This is a genomic window from Amycolatopsis roodepoortensis (assembly GCF_024628825.1).
GTDB classification, from domain to species: domain Bacteria; phylum Actinomycetota; class Actinomycetes; order Mycobacteriales; family Pseudonocardiaceae; genus Amycolatopsis; species Amycolatopsis roodepoortensis.
This window is the reverse complement of the sequence record NZ_CP102415.1, coordinates 8,607,566-8,625,528: the sequence shown is the minus strand read 5'-3', so window position 1 is coordinate 8,625,528 and position 17,963 is coordinate 8,607,566. Positions and strand designations below refer to the sequence as shown.

The window sequence follows — 17,963 nt, the reverse complement described above, 5'->3', positions numbered from 1 at the left end:
GCTGACATGTGCTGGTCGGCGCTACGCGTCGGCGGGCGGCTCGGACGTTTCGTCCTTGGCTGCCTTCGCGGCCTTCTGCGGCTTCACGTTCTTGTGCGGGGCCAACACCATGATCATGTTGCGACCGTCCTGCTTCGGCGACGACTCGACGAAGCCGAGCTCGGTCACCTCGTCGGCGAGCTTCTGCAGCAGACGGAACCCGAGTTCCGGCCGGGACTGCTCGCGACCGCGGAACATGATCGTGACCTTGACCTTGTTGCCTGCCGCAAGGAAGCGCGACACGTGACCCTTCTTGGTCTCGTAGTCGTGCTGGTCGATCTTCGGCCGCAGCTTCTGCTCTTTGATGACGGTGAGCTGCTGGTTGCGGCGGGACTCGCGGGCCTTCTGCGCGCTCTCGTACTTGAACTTGCCGAAGTCCATGAGCTTGCATACGGGCGGGCGTGCCTGCGGGGCGACCTCGACGAGATCGAGATCGTTCTCCTGTGCCAGCCGCAGCGCATCTTCGATCCGGACGATGCCGACCTGTTCACCGGCCGGCCCGACGAGGCGGACCTCCGGTACCCGGATTCGGTCGTTGATGCGTGTCTCGGAGCTGATGGGGCCTCCCTGGTTCGAGGTAAATTCTTCTACCGTTTCGACCTGGTGCCCACATACCTAAGGCCCCGGTACCGTGCGGTACGCGGGGCCCACTCTTTCCGATCGTGTTCGATCTCCAGAACCGAACACACCGCCTCGACGCCCGAAATCGTCTTGGCGAGACCGGACCCGGACACCTGGTGTACGGCGGTGACACGGGTGGGAGCGGGGCTCCACTTGCCGCCCCCGATCGCTCGGGGGCTGGTCGCTCGTGGAAGGGTACCAGACGTGTCAGATGAACCCGTTCAGCAGCCCCCGTATTCCCCGGACGTCCGCGACCTGGAGGACATCCCGAGCGTCGAGGTGATCAGCAGGGCGGCCGTCATGCTGCTCTCCGCCGGCGCCGAACGCCTCGGCCTCGCGGACGAGGACCCGGCCAGCTCACCGCACCGCGACCTCGACGAGGCCCGCCGCCTGATCACCGCCCTCGCCGGGCTGGTCACCGCTTCGGCAGAGTACCTCGGCCTGCACGCGGGCCCGTTGCGCGACGGTCTCCAGTCGCTGCAGAAGGCGTTCCGCGAGGCTTCGGCCGTGCCGGACGCGCCTGGTCAGGGGCCGGGCGAGAAGTACACCGGGCCGGTCTACTAGCCCCCGAAGTACATGAAGGCCCCCTTCCTTGCGCCTGAGTACAGGAAGGGGGCCTTCATGTACTTCCGCTTCGACGTCAACTAACATTTCAGATGTGAGTGGGTTAGCGAAAGTATCGAGGTCTCTCCTCAGGGACGAGGCCTACGAGAGCATCCGGCGGGCGATCATCGACGGGACACTGCCGCCGGGGACGAACCTGCGCGACGGCGAGCTCGCCGATCAGCTGGGGCTTTCCCGGGCGCCGGTGCGCCAGGCGCTGCTGCGGCTCGTCGAGGACGGCCTCGTCGAGTCGAAGCCGCAGAGCTACACGCGCGTGGCCGGGTTCGTTCCCGACGACGTCCGCGACGCCTTGCAGCTGGTCCGCGCGCTGCACGAGTTCGCCGTCCGGGCGGGTGCCCCGCGGATGGGCCCGGCCGAGGTCGCCGCGATGCGCGCGGCCAACGCCCGGTTCGCCGACGCGATCGCCGCCGGGGACATCGCGGCCGCGATCGCCGCCGACGACGAACTCCACGACGTCCCGGTGGCCGCCGCGCGCAACCGGGCGATCGCCGCGACGCTGGCCCGCTACACGCCCCTGCTGCGACGTCTCGAATACGCCCGCTTCGGCTCCCTGCCCGCCCACCGGTCGGTCCAGCGCCACACGGAACTGGCCGACGCCATCGAAGCGGGGGACGTCGACGCGGCCTGCGCGATCACCGCCACGATCTGGACCGAGCTCGAAGACCTCCTGGAGACGCCATGACCCTCGCCGATTTCCCCCGCTACCCGCTGCTGTTCGGCCCCTCCCCCGTCCATCCGCTGGAGCGGCTCACCGCTCATCTCGGCGGCGCGAAGGTCTGGGCGAAACGCGAGGACGTCAACTCCGGGATCGCGTTCGGCGGCAACAAGACCCGCAAGCTCGAATACCTGGTCGCCGACGCGCTCGCCTCGGGCGCGGACACGCTGATCTCGATCGGCGGCGTGCAGTCGAACCACACCCGCCAGGTCGCCGCGGCCGCCGCGCGGGCCGGGCTCAAGGCCGTACTGGTGCAGGAGAGCTGGGTCGACTGGAACGACCCGATGTACGACAAGGTCGGCAACATCCAGCTCTCGCGCATCCTCGGCGCGGACATCCGGATGGTCGAGGCCGGGTTCGGCGTCGGCTTCAAGGAGAGCTGGGAGAACGCGGTCAAGGAGATCGAAGCCGGCGGCCGGAAGCCGTACGCGATCCCGGCGGGCGGCTCGGACCACCGTCTCGGCGGGCTCGGTTTCGCGAACTGGATGGTCGAACTCGAAGCGCAGGAGGCGGAACTCGGCGTCTTCTTCGACACGGTGATCGTCTGCTCGGTGACCGGCAGCACGCAGGCCGGGATGGTCGCCGGGGCCGCGCTTTCCGGTAAACCGCGCCGGATCCTCGGCATCGACGGCTCGGCGAAACCGGCCGAGACCCGCGATCAGGTCACCCGCATCGCCCGGGCGACCGCCGAACTGATCGGCGCCGGCGAGATCGGCGAGGTCGAACTGGACGAGCGCTACCACGCCGGGATCTACGGCATCCCGGACGAGTCCACTTTGGACGCGATCCGGACGCTGGCGCGGCTGGAGGGAGTGCTCACCGATCCGGTGTACGAGGGCAAGTCCATGGCGGGACTGATCGACCTCGTCGCGCGCGGTGAGATCTCGCGGGACTCGAACGTGCTCTTCGCGCACCTGGGCGGGCAGCCCGCGCTGAACGGCTACACGAGCGTGCTCTAGCCCTCGTGAGTGGTAAGGACGTTCCAGCCGAGGGTCTCTGGGGTACCTACTGGCTTCCGGTCGCTGATGATCCCGGGCCCGGCCACGGCCGACGTTGCGAAAGCCACTTTCGCAACGTTGAAGGTTGCGAAAGTGGCTTTCGCAACCCCCGGCCAAGCCCAGCACCCCGGTGCCGAGTGGGTCTGGTCTCGTGAGTGGTAAGGACGGTTAGAACCGTCCTTACCACTCACGAGGCGCCGGGTCAGTCCGTGACGGCCAGGACGTCGATCTCCACCAGAAGCCCGGCGGGCAGGCCGACGTACACCGTGGTGCGGGCCGGGTGCGGGGCCTCGCCGATCAGCTTGTTGTAGACCTCGTTGAACGCGCCGAAGTGGTCGACGTCGGTCAGGTACACGCGCACCATCATCGCGTCGGCCAGGCTCGAACCGGCGGCCTCCAGCACCGCCTCGATGTTCTTGAAGGTCTGCTCGGTCTGCTCACCGACGGTCTCGCCGACGATGGCGCCGGTGGCCGGGTCGAAGGCGACCTGGCCGGCCACCTGCAGGATGTTGCCCTTGCGGACCGCCTGCGAGAACGCGGCCACCGGCTTCGGCGCGTTCTCCGTGCTGATCGCGGTCTTGCTCATTCCAACTTCCCCTTTCGGTTCCCCGTCCATCCACTGTGGACGGAAGCTTCCTCGGCGGCGGCCAGCAGCTCGGGCACGAGCCCCATCAGGCCGTCGTAGTCCAGCAGCACCTTCGGCACCGACACCGACGCGGCGGCGAGCACCACGCCGCCCGGACCGCGGACGGGCGCGGCGACGCAGTGGATGAAGTCCTCGTGCTCGGCATTGTCCACCGCGTAGCCGCGGTCGGCGACGAGCGCGAGTTCCTTCTCGTAGGCCTCGGGCGTGGTGATCGTGTTCGGGGTGCGGACGAAGAAGTCGATCCGTGAGACCACGTCCGCCTGCTTCTCCGGCGTCATCGCCGCGACGAGCACCTTGCCGACGGCGGTGCAGTGCAGCGGCGCGCGTTTACCGATGCGGGAGTACATCCGCACCGAATGCCTGCCCTCGAACTTATCGATGTAGACCACCTCTCCGTCCTCATAGGACGCGAGGTGCACGGTGTGCCCGGTGCGCGCGTTGAGCCCGGCGAGCGCGGACTGCGCGGTGCGGCGGACGTCGCGATCCTCGAGCGCCTGCTGTGCGAGATCGAAGAGCGCGCTGCCCAGCCGGTAGTACCGCTGTCCCTCCCGGCGCACGAAGTGGTGCGCCTCCAGGGTGCGCAGCAGCCGCAGCACGGTCGACTTGTGCACGCCGATCTCCTCGGCGAGCTGGTCCAGCGTCTTCGGCTCGCGGGCGAGCCCGCTCAGCAGCGTGAGCGCCCTGTCCAGGCTCTGGCTCATCCGCCCACCAATCCCTTGTCCGTCAGCTTCGCCGCCGCCCATGCTGCCTCATCCGCCCCGAGGAGTGTTTCGACGACGGACGCGGGCAGCGGCTGCCCCACGTCGTCGTGGGTCAGCAGGGTGGCCGCGGCCTGCAGATGACCGCGTCGCAGCCGCGTAGCAGGGTCGTCGCCGCGCAGGGTCGCGGCGAGGAAACCGGCCGCGAACGCGTCACCGGCGCCGACCGGCTCCACGACGTCGACCTGGAGCGCGGGCGAGAACAGCGGTGCTTCGTCGCCTTCGATCAGCGTGACTCCGCGTGCCCCGTGCTTGACGACCAGCGTCTTCGGTCCGGGCACGGCGGCGCGCAGCCGTGCCGGGTCACCGGTCCCCCACACGCGCTCGGCCTCGTCCTCGCCCGCCAGCACGATGTCGGCGCGGGCGGCCAGCCCGGCCAGCACCGACGGGTCGCGTCCGGTCCACAGCGCGGGCCGGAAGTTCACGTCGAACGACACTAGCGTGTCGCCCCGCGGTCGTTCCATCAGCGCCCGCACCAGGTCGAGGCAGCCGTCCGACAGCGCGGGCGTGATCCCGGACAGGTGGATGACGCGCACCCCGTCGAGGTCGAGTTTCCCCAGGAGCCCGGCGTCCATTCCGGACGCGGCGGAGCCCTTGCGGTAGTAGCGCACGGGGCTGCCGTCCGCTCCGCTCTCCTTGATGTAGAGCCCGGTCGGGCGCGTCGGATCGACCACGACCGCGCTGACGTCCACCCCCGCCGCGCCGATCTCGCGCACCAGCGCGCGGCCGAACGGATCGTCGCCGACGGCGCTCACCCAGGCGCTGGTGAAACCCAGCGCGGGGAGATGGCAGGCGACGTTCGATTCGGCCCCGCCGATGCTCCGCACCCACTTGCGTACCTCGTCGGGCGGCCCGGATTCGGCCGGCACGAACAAGGCCATCGACTCCCCGATGCACAGAACGTGGGGCGCGCTTGTCACCTTCGCGTCTCCTAGTCGTCACGCCGTTGACCTCCAGCGGACCGGATGCTACACCTATCCCACGCAATATGCGCAACGTCCGTTGCAACATACGCAACCGAGGTGAACCTCATGTTCGAAGCCGGCACCATCGATTCCGCCGCGGTCGCGGCCGTCCGGGAGGAGCGCGTCGACTGGCGCTTCCGCTCGGTCGCGCCCTCGCTGTCCGGTCTCACGATCGGCGAGGCCGCCGCCCGCGGCGCGAAGCTGTTCGACGACGGCTTCCTCGGCCCGTTCGTCGTTCTCGACGAAGAGGCCGTCGAACACAACCTCCGCACGATGGCGGCCTGGTGCGCCGAACGCGGGGTCGCGCTGGCTCCGCACGGCAAGACGACGATGGCGCCGCAGCTGTTCGAGCGGCAGCTGCGGCACGGATCGTGGGGCATCACCTGCGCGAACGCCGGCCACCTGCGGATCTACCGCGCGTTCGGGGTCTCCCGGATCCTGCTGGCGAACCAGCTGCTCGACCCGTCCGGGTTGAAGTGGCTGGCCGCGGAGCTCGACGCCGACGACGACTTCGAGTTCGTCTGCTGGGTCGACTCGGTCCGCGGCGTCGAGCTGATGACCGAAGCCCTGCGTGGCGCCCGCCGCAAGGTGGACGTGCTGGTCGAACTCGGCGCCGAGGGCGGCCGCACCGGTGTCCGCGACACGGAGACCGCGCTCGCCGTCGCCGAGGCCGCGCACGCGAGCCCCGCTCTGCGGCTGCGCGGATCCGGCGGTTACGAAGGCGCGCTTTCCCACCACACCGACGAGAAGTCGCTCCAGCTGATCAGCTCCTATGTGGACGGTCTGCGCGAACTCGTCTTCGCCTTCCACGCCAAGGGCCTGCTCGACGACGCCGGCCAGATCATCGTCACCGGCGGCGGCAGCGCGTACTTCGACCGCGTCGCCGACGAACTCACCAAGGACTGGGGCGGCCTGGACGTCCTGCCGATCCTGCGCAGCGGCGCCTACGTGACCCACGACGACGGCTTCTACCGGGTGATCTCACCGCTGGGTGAGCAGCCGCGTATCGATGGAGTCGCCTCGTTCCGGTCCGCGCTGCGCGCCTGGGCCCAGGTGACGTCGAAGCCGACGGACGAACTCGCGCTGCTCACCATCGGCAAACGGGACGCTTCGTTCGACGAGGGCATGCCCGAGCCGCGCCTGATCCGCAAGGGCGACGGACCACCGTCCGCGCTCGAAGGTCATTCCATCCAGAAGATGAACGACCAGCACGCCTTTCTCACGCTGCCCGCCTCGTCGCCGGTCGAGGTCGGCGACTGGGTCGCCCTCGGCCTGTCGCATCCGTGCACCGTTTTCGACAAATGGCCCCTGATCCCGGTCGTCGGCCCCGACGGCGAGACCGTGCTCGATTTCGTCCGCACCCATTTCTGATCCGTCCTCCACCGCCGCAGAGGAAGAATCGCCATGGACATCGTTGTCCGCTCCGCACTGGTCGCCGACGGCACCGGGGATCCGCTCACCAGGCACGACGTGGGCATCACCGACGGCCGCGTCGCCAGTGTCGCCGAACCCGGCTCGCTCGCGGGCCGCCGCACCATCGACGCCGAAGGACTCGTGCTCGCGCCCGGGTTCATCGACATGCATTCGCATTCCGATCTTCAGCTGCTCGCCAATCCGGATCACCTCGCGAAGCTCTCCCAGGGCGTCACGACCGAGGTGCTCGGGCAGGACGGGCTCTCCTACGCGCCCGTGAACGACGAGGTCCTCGCGGCGCTGCGCCAGCAGCTCGCCGGGTGGAACGACGATCCGGCCGGTTTCGACTGGAACTGGCGCTCGGTCGGCGAATACCTCGACCGGCTGGACACGGGGGTCGCGGTCAACGCGGCCTATCTGGTGCCGCAGGGCACCGTCCGCATGCTCACCGTCGGCTGGGAAGACCGGCCCGCGACCGAAGCCGAGATGAACGCGATGAAGGAACTCATCGCGACCGGGCTGGCCGAGGGCGCGATGGGTATGTCGTCCGGGCTCACCTACACGCCGGGCATGTACGCGACCACCGAAGAACTCGTCGAGCTCTGCCGGGTCGTCGGCGAGCGCGGTGGCTTCTACAGCCCGCACCACCGCAGCTACGGCAAGGGCGCGCTCGAGGCGTTCGGCGAGATGGTCGACGTCTCCCGCCGCTCGGGCTGCCCGCTGCACCTCGCGCACGCCACCATGAACTTCTCGGTGAACAAGGGCAAGGCGCCGGATCTGCTGGAGCTGCTCGACCGGGCGCTCGACGACGGCTGCGACATCACGCTGGACACCTATCCCTATCTTCCCGGCGCCACCTACCTTTCCGCGCTACTGCCGAGCTGGGCCACCGAAGGCGGCCTCGACGCCACGCTCGCCCGCTTGTCCGATGTGGACACCCGCGAGCGGATCCGCGCCGAGATCGAGGAGACCGGCTCCGACGGCGCGCACGGGGTGCCGATCGACTGGGAGGCCATCGAGATCAACGGTGTCCGCCGGGACGAGAACGCCCACCTCGTCGGGCATTCGGTCGCCGCTTCGGCGCTGCGTGCCGGGAAACCGGCCGCGGAGCTGTACTTCGACGTCCTGCTCTCGGAAAAACTCGGCACGTCCTGCCTGATGCACGTCGGGCACGAGGAGAACGTCCAGGCGATCATGCGGCACCGCACGCACACCGGCGGCAGCGACGGGCTGCTCGTCGGGGCGCGGCCGCATCCCCGCGCCTGGGGCACGTTCCCGCGCTACCTCGCGCGCTACGTCCGCGAACTCGGCGTCCTCGACCTCGCCGAATGCGTCGCCCACCTCACCGGCCGCGCGGCACAGCGCCTGCGGCTGACCGACCGGGGTCTCGTCCGCGCCGGATACGCGGCGGACCTCGTGCTGTTCGACCCGGAAACCGTCGCCGACACCGCCACGTTCGACGAGCCGCGGCAGCAGGCCGCCGGTATCCCCTATGTCTTCGTCAACGGTGTCGCCGCCATCGACGATGGTCAACCGACCGGCGCCCTCGCCGGCCATTCACTGCGGAACCCCGGGAGTGCCCGATGATCGACTGGCTCCAACACACGACGGGAGGTCTCCTGACCCTCGCCGCCGTCTCGATCGCGGTGTTGTTGTTCCTCATCATCAAGGTCAAACTCGAGCCCTTCATCGCGCTGATCGTGGTCGGCCTGCTGACCGCGCTGGCCGCGGGCCTGCCGGTGGTCCAGATCGTCGGCTCCGCGCAGAAGGCGTCGGATTCCCTGCTGGAAAAGGGTTTCGGCGGGATCCTCGGCCATATCGCCGCGATCATCGGACTCGGCACCATCCTCGGGTCCATTTTGGAGCGTTCGGGCGGGGCGAAGGTGCTCACCGGCGCGCTGCTGCGGGCCATCGGTGAGAAGCGCGCCCCGCTGGCGATGGGTCTCGCGGGTTTCGTCTTCGGCATCCCGGTCTTCTTCGACATCGGCATCTTCGTGCTGGCGCCGCTGGTCTACGTCGCCGCCAAGCAGGGCGGTCGTTCGCTCGTGCTGTACGCGCTGCCGTTGCTCGCCGGGCTTTCGATCACGCACGCGTTCCTCCCGCCGCATCCCGGCCCGGTGGCCGCGGCCGGTCTGCTGCACGTGGAACTCGGCTGGATCATCCTGATGGGGCTGGTGTGCGGTATCCCCGCGTTCCTCGTCGGCGGTGTGCTCTATTCGACGTGGATCGGCAAGCGCGTCGACGTGGAGGTCCCCGCGGAATTCCTGGTCGCCGAGGAGGAAGGCGAAAAGGAGACGAACCCGCCGTCGCTGGGTCTGGTGCTGGCGATCATCGCCGTCCCGCTGGTGCTGATCCTCGCCGGGACGTTCGGCAGCATCTGGCTTCCCAAGGAATCCGCGCTCTCCGGTGTCGCCGCGTTCATCGGCACCCCGGCGGTCGCGCTGACGATCTCGGTGCTGCTGGCGTCGTGGCTGCTGGGCCTGCGCCGGGGCTTGACCGGCAAGGATCTGAGCGAGCTTTCGGCGAAGTCGCTGCGCCCGGTCGCGATGATCCTGCTGGTGGTCGGCGCGGGCGCGTTCTTCGGCGCCGTGCTGGCCGCGACGGGGATCGGCAAGGCCGTCGCGGGCTCGCTGGACAACGCCGGCCTCCCGGTCATCCTGGCGGCGTACGTGATCAGCTGCGGCATGCGCATCGCGCAGGGTTCGGCGACGGTCGCGATCGTGACCACGAGCGGTATCGTCGCGCCGACGGTGGCGACGCTGGGCTATTCGCAGATGCAGCTCGCCCTGCTGGTCGTCGCGATCTCGGCGGGTTCGATCATCGCCTCCCACGTGAACGACGGCGGTTTCTGGATCATCTCGCGGTACTTCAACATGACCGTGCCGCAGACCCTGAAAACCTGGACCGTATTGGAAACCGTCCTTTCCGTTTCCGGTTTCGGCGTGGCAGCATTGCTCATGGCAGTGGTTTAAACCACCTGACGACTGGGAGAGATCACGATGACCGGACTGGATCGACGCACCTTCCTCGGCGCCGTCGGAGCGGCTGGACTCACCACCGTTCTCGGTTCCCACCTCGCGAACGCCTCCGAACGAACCTGCGGACCGAAGGGAACCGGGGCCATCTACGTCAGCAGCTACACCAGTTCCGGGCACGGACTCGATGTCGCTCACCGGGACGCGGCGAGCAACGCGCTCGTCGTCGACCGGACGATCCCGGGAGTCAGCAACGCTTCCTGGTTCGACATCAGCGCCGATCGCAAGACGCTCTACGTGACGAACGAGGACGAGAACGGCCAGATCTCCTCGTTCAGCCTGGCCGATCCGGCGAAACCCAAGCTGCTCAACAAGAAGTCGGCCAAGGGCCAGCACCCGACCCATCTGAGCGTCCACTCGAGCCAGAAGTACGTGCTGGCCGCGAACTACAGCAGCGGCAGCGTCGTCATCCTCCCGATCCTCGCGGGCGGGAAACTCGGCGACGTCGTCGATCTGGCCCAGCACAAGGGCGCCGAGCGTCAGGCGCACGCGCACCAGGTCGTCAACGACCCCACTGGAAAGTGGGTGCTCGCCGTCGACCTCGGTGCGGATTCTGTCTATGTCTACAAACTCGACGTCGCCACCGGGAAGCTCAAGCTGAACCAGCAGCTGAAGCTCCCGTCCGGCGCCGGGCCGCGGCACCTGGCGTTCCACCCGAGCGGCAAGTACGCGTACATCCTCGGCGAGCTGCGGGCCGAGGTCACCGTCGCGGCGTGGAACCCGGCCACCGGGAAACTGACCGCCGGGCAGGTCGTCCCGGCCGTTCCGGCGGGCACGCCCGGCGCGCAGTACCCGGGCGAGATCACCACGTCCAAGGACGGGAAGTTCGTGTATGCCTCCGTGCGCGGCTCCGACACGATCGCGTCATTCGGCGTCAGCGAGGACGGGAAGTCCTTGAAGCTGCTGAACAACGCGCCCGTCGGCGGTGTCTACCCGCGTCACTTCACCCTCGACCCGACCGAGCGCTGGTTCTACGTCTCGTGCGACAAGTCCGGCACGCTCAGCTGGCTGCCGCGCGATCCCGGTACCGGTCTTCCGGGGGCCGTCGCCGGGAAACTGGCGCTCCCCCAGGTCAATTCCGTCTTTTTCGCCTAAGGAGAAAACCCATGAGAACTCGCGTCCTCATCGCGGGCCTCGCGGCCGTCGGCCTCGTGGCGGGCTGCGCGCCGGCCCAGAACACCCCAGCCGCGAGCGGCGGTGACGAGAAGACCGGCACGATCCGGGTCTGGCTGTTCGACGAGGCCAACCGCGCGCCCAAGGAGGCGGCGGTCAAGGAGGCGATCACCGAGTTCAAGGCGGCGCACTCGGGGGTCGAGGTCGACGTCCAGTGGATCCCGGTGGAGGGCCGTGCGGACAAGTTCTCCGGCGCCTTCAACGATCCGGCGAGCGCGCCGGACGTCGCCGAGTTCGGCAACACCGACGTCTCCAGCTACGCCGCCACCGGCGCGCTGGCCGACCTGACCGGCGATCTCTCGTCGTGGAAGGAAGGCGCCGACATCCTGCCCGCGGTACTGGAGACCGCGAAGTCCGGCGGCAAGACCTACGGGCTTCCATGGTTCACCGGTATCCGCGCGTTGTACTACCGCACCGACCTCTTCGCCGAGCTCGGCCTCAAGCCGCCCACGACGCTGGCGGAACTGACCGAGACCGCGAAGACGATCCGCGCCAAGAAGCCGGAGCTGTACGGCATCTCGGTCGGCGGCAAGTACACCTATGCGATGCTGCCGTTCCTGTGGGCGCACGGCGGCGAGATCGCCAAGCAGGACGGCGACAAGTGGAAGTCCACTGTGGACTCCGAGCAGGCCAAGGCCGGCGTCACGGCGTACGCGAACCTGCTGAAGGCGGACATCTGCCCGCCCGAGCAGTGCGCCAACCTCACCGGCACGCAGAGCATCACGGCGTTCGCCGGCGGCAAGGCCGGGATGTCCATCGGTGGTGACTTCAACCGCAAGGCCGTCGAGGCGGGCCAGGTGAAGGGCAAGTACGCGATCATCCCGATCCCGGGCACCGAGGCCGGCAAGATCGCCCCGGCGTTCGCGGGCGGCAACCTGCTCGGCGTGTTCAACGCGACCAAGCGCAAGAGCCTCGCGGTCGAGTTCACCCAGCTCCTCGGTGGCGCGAAGTACCAGGAGAAGATGTACGTCGCCATGGGCAACCTGCCCACCCTCGGCAGCGTCCAGCAGAAGCTCGCCGCGAGCGACCCGTCGGTCAAGCCGTTCGTCGACACGCTCACCGCGGGCACGAAGTTCGTCCCCGCCACCGCGGCGTGGTCGAAGATCGACGCGCAGAACGTCCTGCCCACCGCGATCCAGCAGATCGCGACCGGCGGCAAGGATCCCGCGGCCGCGCTGACCGCGGCCGCCGCCGAGATGAACAAGGCGTTCGGCTAAGTGGTCACGAAGGAGATCCCCCGCACCACGGCTCCGGCCGTCCCGGCACGGCGGTCGCCCCGCCGTCGCCGGGACGGGCGGGCCGCCCTGCTCTACCTGGCCCCCGGCGGCATCCTGCTGCTGGCGATGCTGGTCTATCCGATCTACCAGCTCGTCCTGATCTCGTTCTACGACTACGGCCAGCCGCAGGCGGTCGGCAACGCCCCGCTGGTGTTCCTCGGCTTCGGCAACTACGTCGAACTGCTGGAGAACCTGCAGTTCTGGGAGGTGCTGGCCAAGACCCTCGGCTTCACCGCGGTCTGTGTCGTCGGCAGCCTCGCGCTCGGGACGGGGCTCGCCGTGCTGGCGACCCGGGTCCGCGCGTGGGCGCGCGTCCCGCTGTTCCTGGCGGCGCTCGCCGCGTGGGCGACGCCGGCGATGGCGGGCTCGTACGTCTGGCTGTTCCTGTTCGACGCGGACTTCGGCCTGGTCAACGAGGTGCTTTCGGGCATCGGCTTCACCGGGATGGCGAACCACTCCTGGACCTTCGACACCTACAGCACGTTCGGGCTGGTGGCCGCGGAGGTCATCTGGTGCTCGTTCCCGTTCGTCATGGTGACGATGTACGCGGGGCTCAAGGGAGTGCCGGAGGAGGTCGTCGAGGCCGCGTACCTCGACGGCGCGTCGACCTGGCGCACCACGTGGTCGATCACGCTGCCGATGGTGCGGCCGCTGCTGACCATCGCCACCATCCAGTCGATCATCTGGGACTTCAAGATCTTCACGCAGATCTACGTGATGACCAACGGCGGCGGCGTGGCCGGGCGCAACCTCGTGCTCAACGTCTTCGCCTATCAACAGGCCTTCGCCGGACAGGAATACGGTCTCGGCGCGGCGCTCGGAGTCGTGATGACCTTGCTGCTGCTGTCCATCACCGGGCTGTACGTCCGGTCGCAACGCCGGAGCGCGGGATGGGTGTGACCGCGGGCCGCCGGGTCCACAAACCCGGGAGGATGATCGCCGAGATCATCTGCGTGGTGATCGCGGGGATGGTCGCCTTCCCGGTGTATTGGATGGTGCTGTCGGCCTTCAAACCCACCGGGCAGATCCAGGCGGAGAACCCCCGGCCCTGGACGCTCACGCCGACGCTCGAACACTTCGAACGGGTGCTGAGCGGCGAAGGCTTCGCGATGTTCTTCCTGAACAGCGTGATCGTGGCCGTCGTGGTGGTGGCGTTGTCGCTGCTGCTCTCGTTCCTTTCGGCGGTCGCGCTGACACGGTTCAATTTCAAGGGCCGGACCGTGCTGCTGGTGATGGTGCTGGTGGCGCAGATGGTGCCGGTCGAGGCGCTGACCATCCCGCTGTTCTTCCTGATGCGGTCGGTCGGCGATGTCGCGCCGGCGTTCGGCACCAACCACCTCGGCTCGCTGATCCTCGTGCACCTGGCGTTCAGCCTGCCGTTCGCGATCTGGATGCTGCGCGGTTTCGTCGCCGCGGTGCCGCAGGAGCTGGAAGAAGCCTCGAAGATCGACGGGGCGAGCCGCATGCGGTTCACCTGGCAGATCCTCTTCCCGCTGGTGGCGCCCGGGCTGGTGGCGATCAGCGTGCTGGCGTTCATCCACGCGTGGAACGACTTCCTGTTCGCGAAGACGTTCATCATCTCCAACACCGAGAACCAGACGCTCCCGCTGGCGATCCTGGTGTTCTTCAAACCGGAGGACACCGACTGGGGCGCGGTGATGGCGGGTTCGACGCTGATGACCATCCCGGTGCTGGTGTTCTTCATTCTCGTGCAACGACGACTCGTGTCCGTCATGGGCGGCGCGGTGAAGGGTTGACATGCCTGGCTTCGAAACGTTGCTCCCCCGTCCCGTCTCGGTGGAACCCTTGCCGGGACAATGCCCAGTACCGTCCGAAGTGGACGTGCGCCGCGACGAGCTGCTGCCCGCCGAGGGTTACCGGCTGGAGATCGATCCATCCGGCGTGACCCTGCACGCGGCCGACGCGGCGGGCGAGTTCTACGGTCGCCAGACGCTCCGGCAGCTGATCGGGCCGGACGCGTTCCGGGCCGCTCCGATCCACAGTGGACAGCAGACGATCCCCTGCGGCGTCGTCACGGACCACCCGCGGTTCGGCTGGCGAGGCTGCTTACTGGACGTGGCGAGGCACTTCCGGACCAAGGCCGAGGTGCTGCGGTTCGTCGACCTGATCGCCGCGCACAAGCTCAACGTGCTCAACCTGCACCTGACCGACGACCAGGGCTGGCGGATCGAGATCCCCGAGTTCCCCAGGCTGACCGAGGTCGGCGGCTGGCGGAAATCGTCCATGGTCGGACGGCACGACGGTCCGGAACGGGACGGGCGGCCGCACGGCGGGTTCTACTCGGCCGACGATCTCCGCGAGATCGTCGCGTACGCCGCCGCACGTTCGGTGACGGTGGTCCCCGAGGTCGACATCCCCGGGCACGCACGGGCCGCGATCACCGCGTATCCCGAGCTCGGCCCGGAAACCGACGCGCCGTGGGAGGTGTGGACGAGCTGGGGTATCAGCACGTCCTTGCTGAACACCGAGCAGTCCACTGTGGACTTCTTCAAACGCGTCTTCGACCACGTACTGGAGATCTTCCCGTCCGAGGTCATCGCGCTCGGCGGTGACGAGGTCCCCGGTGCGACCGAGGAGCACGGCCGCTTCGTCCGTGAGATCGCGCGGCACCTGGTCGATCGGGGGCGTCGTCCGCTCGGCTGGGACGAAGTGCTCGAAGCGGGCGACCTGCCGCCGATGGTCATCGGCTCGTGGCAGAGCGAAGCGGCCGGCGCCCGCGCGGCGGCCGCCGGGCACGACGTCGTCATGTGTCCCGAGGAGCACGTGTACCTGGACCATCGGCAGTCCGATCACCCGGACGAACCGATCCCGGTCGGGTACCTGAGCACGCTGGAGAGCTTCTACGGCTACGAGCCGGTGCCCGCCGATTTCCCCGAGGGGAAGTCGATCCTCGGGGCGCAGGCGCAGGTGTGGTCGGAGCATCTCGACACCGTGCGCCGGGTGGACTACGTCGCGTTCCCGCGCCTGTGCGCCTTCGCGGAGGTGGCGTGGAGCGAGCCGGACGGGCGGGATTACGCCGAGTTCCTGCCGCGTTTGCGGGACCACCACCTGCCCCGGTTGGACGCACTGGGCGTCGAATACCGGCCACTCGACGGGCCGCATCCCTGGCAGACGCGGCCCGGAGTTCCGGGGCGGCCGCGGCAGCGGTGATCGCCGCTCACGACCGGTGTACTTGCCCGCCGAAGTACGTGAAGGCCCCTTCATTGCGCCTAGCGCGGTGAAGGGGGCCTTCACGTATTCGGGATGTGAAGGTCGAGTTTCCTCGGCTGAGCCGAGGGAAGGGGTCCTTCACGCGCAGCCGTTGTGACTCCTGATGCTTGTGTGCCGCACGTGGGAATCACCAATCTTCTTGAGAGATCCAGAGTCCCTCAAGGAGGCCCTTACGGGCGGGCCTGAAGATCAACCGCGGCCTGCCTTGCACCACGCGCGGGGAAGCAGGCCATCATGGGGTGATGAGTGATCAGTGGGTCGACGCCTCCCAGCTTCCTGAAGAACTCGTAGCGCTCATCGACACCCTTCGCCCCGGCGAGAACGTGCTCATCACCCGGAACGGCGAGACCATCGGGACGATTTCCGCCGCCGTCCGCGAAGAACCGGTGCGTTCGGCGGACTCCGACGACATCACGGTGGTGGCCACCGCCATGAAGCTGTCATCGACGGCCAGGGATGCGCTATCCGAGCGGCTCGGCCCCGGCTATCTCGTGCTGGACCTGCGTTCGGCTCCCCCGACCGTCGACGTCCTGCTGGTCCCGCCGGGCAGCCCGCAGTTGATCGGCAACTTCCGCGCGCTGTATCCGAAGGCCAGGATCGTGATCACGGAGATCGAGGACGCCGAGCTCGGCGTCAAGTACGAGGGCCCGGTGCGCCGCCTGCTCGACGCCGGCGCGGAGGCGTACCTGCCGTCGAGCACGATCCCGCGGCTGGCGGAGCAGCTGGACCGGACCATGAGCCGGCTGAACCAGCTCACCGGTGACTCGCCGGTCCCCCTGAGCATCGAAGCGCCGGGAGGCCGCGCGCTCGAGTGATCAGCGAGCGCCGAAGTCACCGAGATTCAGCGAGCCCACGTGGTCGTTCCAGCTGTCCCAGAAGACCTTCTTCCCGGAAGCCCGGTAGTGATGCCGGTACCCCATCAGCTCGCCGCAATCGAAGCTCTCCTCGACGAGATCGGGTGTGCCGAACACATCGAGGAACTCGTCACGGGAACGCAGGTACCCGAAATGGGCGAGAAGACCGCGTTCGCCGCCGTACATCGCGAAGCCGACGACCGTCCCGCCGACGATCCGGTAGCTGAACTTGCCGGAAAAGTGAACGACTCCCTCGGTTTCGACGGCGTTCTCGACCACCTTTTCCCGAGAGAGGGGCTCACCGTCCGCGCCGTAGTACTCCGTGACCCGGCCGCTTCCGGCGATCGCGCGGTGGACGATCGGCGAGAGCGTGACCTCGATGACGCTGTCCCGGACGACGGTATCGGCGGCCTTCGACCCGAGGCGGGCACCGGCGAGGCTCAGGCCGCGCGGGTCGAGATCCGGCCGGGTGAGGACGTCGAGGTCGTCGAGTATCTCGATCACTTGATGAAGCGTAGGGCAGGCGGCCAGGTGACCTCGACGAACCGGGGCCGATAGATCCGCGCGTCCGCGATGTTGTCGGCGTGATCCAGGCTGTTCACGTTGTACGACACCGTGAGCTTCCCGGGGCGGCTCAACTGCGGATGCGCCGTCGCGTCGTAGACGATGCGACGGTCACTGGCTTCGGGTGCCCGGTGGAGCACGACAGGATCACGGAACGGGCCGGTCGGCGAACTCGCGGTGTAGGCGAGCATCACCGGACTGAAGCCGGGACTGGTGTCCATGGTGATCAGCACGTATTCGCCGCCGACACGGTTCACCGAAAACGCCGTCCCGACCCCGGGCAGCATCCGGACCGAGTCCTCCTCGCGGGACGACCAACCGGCGCCGGTCCAGAACCGCCAAGGTCCGCGAAGGCCTCCGGCGGGCACCCTGGCGAGCCTCAGATGGCCTTGTTCGGCACCGTAGATGTAGGTGTATCCGCCGACTTCGAGCAGCTCCGATCCCCACGCGACCTTTTCGCTCACCGGGATCACCAGCAGCTCGGACGGCGTCAGGGCGGGCAGCCGGAAGGTGGCCAGCGACGTCCCGGTGCCCCGGAAGTCGAGGCCGCCCGGACCCGTCGTCCGGTATCTGTTGTAGAGCACCCTCAGGACGTCGCCTTGGACGACGCCGTCGCCGACCCAGTAGTGCTCGCCGGAACCCGCGAGCCCGATCAGCGCCTCCGGCTCGTCCGCGGTGCCGCCGTGCAGCGTCTCGCCCAGTGTGCCGTCGGGCCGCTGGACGACCAGGGTGTTGCGGGCGATCGGGCTGTCCCGGGGGCGGCTGTGGTCGGGATTCACCGTGCCGAGGAACGTGTCCGAAAACAGCCACGCGGTGCGGCCGTCGGGTAAGGGGACCGACACCGTGCGATCCCCGCCGGTCCAGTGTCCGCCCTGATCTCCGTAGTCGTTCCAGAGCTCATTCAGCCCGGCGACGGGAGCCACCGGCGGTGGCGGTGCGGACGCGATCCCGCTGCTCGCCACCACGGCGCTGAACAGCAGCGCGGCCGGTACGAGAATCCTCGACGCCCGGCGCATCGGATCATGCTAAGGGCGACAGGGATTTTGTACG

General features: G+C 68.5%; 18 protein-coding genes. 12 read left to right on the top strand and 6 right to left on the bottom strand.

The window, feature by feature from the left end; all coding sequences use genetic code 11:
* Window positions 1-21 precede the first annotated feature (21 nt).
* Window positions 22-597, bottom strand: coding sequence for a translation initiation factor IF-3 (infC, locus tag NQK81_RS41495; protein WP_063273553.1), 576 nt, complete (start codon window positions 595-597; stop codon window positions 22-24).
* A 267-nt stretch (window positions 598-864) separates the two neighbouring features.
* Between infC and NQK81_RS41490 the strand changes: the two genes are divergently transcribed.
* The 3 genes from NQK81_RS41490 to NQK81_RS41480 all read left to right on the top strand — a co-directional run bounded on the left by NQK81_RS41490 (window position 865) and on the right by NQK81_RS41480 (window position 2,958).
* Window positions 865-1,224 carry a DUF1844 domain-containing protein gene (locus NQK81_RS41490; RefSeq protein ID WP_005163289.1) on the top strand — a complete coding sequence of 120 codons (360 nt, stop codon included), beginning with the start codon at window positions 865-867 and terminating at the stop codon, window positions 1,222-1,224.
* Window positions 1,225-1,318: 94 nt separating this feature from the next.
* Window positions 1,319-1,966: a GntR family transcriptional regulator gene (locus NQK81_RS41485; protein WP_257485857.1), complete on the top strand. Its 648-nt coding sequence runs from the start codon at window positions 1,319-1,321 to the stop codon at window positions 1,964-1,966.
* Entirely contained in the window at window positions 1,963-2,958 is a 996-nt protein-coding gene (locus NQK81_RS41480) for a 1-aminocyclopropane-1-carboxylate deaminase (protein ID WP_257485856.1), read from the top strand. The genes NQK81_RS41485 and NQK81_RS41480 overlap by 4 nt, the downstream gene beginning before the upstream one ends.
* A 241-nt stretch (window positions 2,959-3,199) precedes the next feature.
* Here the strand turns inward: NQK81_RS41480 and NQK81_RS41475 are convergent, their stop codons facing one another.
* The 3 genes from NQK81_RS41475 to NQK81_RS41465 are packed head-to-tail and all read right to left on the bottom strand — an operon-like array spanning window position 3,200 to window position 5,282.
* Entirely contained in the window at window positions 3,200-3,583 is a 384-nt protein-coding gene (locus NQK81_RS41475; protein ID WP_034321592.1) for a RidA family protein, read from the bottom strand.
* Window positions 3,580-4,344, bottom strand: a complete 765-nt coding sequence (locus tag NQK81_RS41470; protein WP_192741661.1) for an IclR family transcriptional regulator — start codon at window positions 4,342-4,344, stop codon at window positions 3,580-3,582. Before NQK81_RS41470 ends, NQK81_RS41475 begins: the two co-directional genes overlap by 4 nt.
* On the bottom strand, window positions 4,341-5,282 hold the full coding sequence (locus NQK81_RS41465) for a sugar kinase (RefSeq protein WP_257489946.1): 942 nt from the start codon (window positions 5,280-5,282) through the stop codon (window positions 4,341-4,343). The genes NQK81_RS41470 and NQK81_RS41465 overlap by 4 nt, the downstream gene beginning before the upstream one ends.
* Before the next feature lie 150 nt (window positions 5,283-5,432).
* Here NQK81_RS41465 and NQK81_RS41460 point away from each other — a divergent pair, with 150 nt between their 5' ends.
* From NQK81_RS41460 to NQK81_RS41420, 9 genes are all read left to right on the top strand, one after another.
* Window positions 5,433-6,737, top strand: a complete 1,305-nt coding sequence (locus NQK81_RS41460; protein WP_257485855.1) for an amino acid deaminase — start codon at window positions 5,433-5,435, stop codon at window positions 6,735-6,737.
* A 33-nt stretch (window positions 6,738-6,770) separates the two neighbouring features.
* Window positions 6,771-8,366: an N-acyl-D-amino-acid deacylase family protein gene (locus NQK81_RS41455; RefSeq protein WP_257485854.1), complete on the top strand. Its 1,596-nt coding sequence runs from the start codon at window positions 6,771-6,773 to the stop codon at window positions 8,364-8,366.
* Complete coding sequence (locus NQK81_RS41450) at window positions 8,363-9,751, top strand: GntP family permease (RefSeq protein WP_192741657.1); 1,389 nt, start codon at window positions 8,363-8,365, stop codon at window positions 9,749-9,751. Before NQK81_RS41455 ends, NQK81_RS41450 begins: the two co-directional genes overlap by 4 nt.
* Before the next feature lie 27 nt (window positions 9,752-9,778).
* Complete coding sequence (locus NQK81_RS41445) at window positions 9,779-10,909, top strand: lactonase family protein (RefSeq protein WP_257485853.1); 1,131 nt, start codon at window positions 9,779-9,781, stop codon at window positions 10,907-10,909.
* An 11-nt stretch (window positions 10,910-10,920) separates the two neighbouring features.
* Entirely contained in the window at window positions 10,921-12,204 is a 1,284-nt protein-coding gene (locus NQK81_RS41440; protein WP_257485852.1) for an extracellular solute-binding protein, read from the top strand.
* Window positions 12,205-13,164 carry a carbohydrate ABC transporter permease gene (locus NQK81_RS41435; protein WP_034321570.1) on the top strand — a complete coding sequence of 320 codons (960 nt, stop codon included), beginning with the start codon at window positions 12,205-12,207 and terminating at the stop codon, window positions 13,162-13,164.
* On the top strand, window positions 13,155-14,021 hold the full coding sequence (locus NQK81_RS41430) for a carbohydrate ABC transporter permease (RefSeq protein ID WP_257485851.1): 867 nt from the start codon (window positions 13,155-13,157) through the stop codon (window positions 14,019-14,021). Before NQK81_RS41435 ends, NQK81_RS41430 begins: the two co-directional genes overlap by 10 nt.
* Before the next feature lies 1 nt (window position 14,022).
* Window positions 14,023-15,435: a beta-N-acetylhexosaminidase gene (locus tag NQK81_RS41425; protein WP_257485850.1), complete on the top strand. Its 1,413-nt coding sequence runs from the start codon at window positions 14,023-14,025 to the stop codon at window positions 15,433-15,435.
* A 302-nt stretch (window positions 15,436-15,737) separates the two neighbouring features.
* Complete coding sequence (locus NQK81_RS41420; RefSeq protein ID WP_257485849.1) at window positions 15,738-16,310, top strand: hypothetical protein; 573 nt, start codon at window positions 15,738-15,740, stop codon at window positions 16,308-16,310.
* On the opposite strand, the gene NQK81_RS41415 is transcribed toward NQK81_RS41420, so the two are convergent.
* Entirely contained in the window at window positions 16,311-16,853 is a 543-nt protein-coding gene (locus tag NQK81_RS41415) for a hypothetical protein (protein WP_257485848.1), read from the bottom strand. It lies immediately after the preceding gene.
* The gene (locus tag NQK81_RS41410) at window positions 16,850-17,929 is read right to left on the bottom strand and encodes a DUF5005 domain-containing protein (protein WP_257485847.1); all 1,080 of its coding nucleotides are present in this window, start codon (window positions 17,927-17,929) and stop codon (window positions 16,850-16,852) included. The genes NQK81_RS41415 and NQK81_RS41410 overlap by 4 nt, the downstream gene beginning before the upstream one ends.
* Window positions 17,930-17,963: the final 34 nt, after the last annotated feature.

Coding starts and splice junctions, on each gene's coding strand:
- NQK81_RS41480 (WP_257485856.1), top strand. CDS start 1,963: ATGACCCTCGCCGATTTCCCCCGCTACCCGCTGCTGTTCGGCCCCTCC.
- NQK81_RS41475 (WP_034321592.1), bottom strand. CDS start 3,583: ATGAGCAAGACCGCGATCAGCACGGAGAACGCGCCGAAGCCGGTGGCC.
- NQK81_RS41470 (WP_192741661.1), bottom strand. CDS start 4,344: ATGAGCCAGAGCCTGGACAGGGCGCTCACGCTGCTGAGCGGGCTCGCC.
- NQK81_RS41465 (WP_257489946.1), bottom strand. CDS start 5,282: ATGGCCTTGTTCGTGCCGGCCGAATCCGGGCCGCCCGACGAGGTACGC.
- NQK81_RS41460 (WP_257485855.1), top strand. CDS start 5,433: ATGTTCGAAGCCGGCACCATCGATTCCGCCGCGGTCGCGGCCGTCCGG.
- NQK81_RS41455 (WP_257485854.1), top strand. CDS start 6,771: ATGGACATCGTTGTCCGCTCCGCACTGGTCGCCGACGGCACCGGGGAT.
- NQK81_RS41450 (WP_192741657.1), top strand. CDS start 8,363: ATGATCGACTGGCTCCAACACACGACGGGAGGTCTCCTGACCCTCGCC.
- NQK81_RS41445 (WP_257485853.1), top strand. CDS start 9,779: ATGACCGGACTGGATCGACGCACCTTCCTCGGCGCCGTCGGAGCGGCT.
- NQK81_RS41440 (WP_257485852.1), top strand. CDS start 10,921: ATGAGAACTCGCGTCCTCATCGCGGGCCTCGCGGCCGTCGGCCTCGTG.
- NQK81_RS41430 (WP_257485851.1), top strand. CDS start 13,155: ATGGGTGTGACCGCGGGCCGCCGGGTCCACAAACCCGGGAGGATGATC.
- NQK81_RS41425 (WP_257485850.1), top strand. CDS start 14,023: ATGCCTGGCTTCGAAACGTTGCTCCCCCGTCCCGTCTCGGTGGAACCC.
- NQK81_RS41420 (WP_257485849.1), top strand. CDS start 15,738: ATGAGTGATCAGTGGGTCGACGCCTCCCAGCTTCCTGAAGAACTCGTA.
- NQK81_RS41410 (WP_257485847.1), bottom strand. CDS start 17,929: ATGCGCCGGGCGTCGAGGATTCTCGTACCGGCCGCGCTGCTGTTCAGC.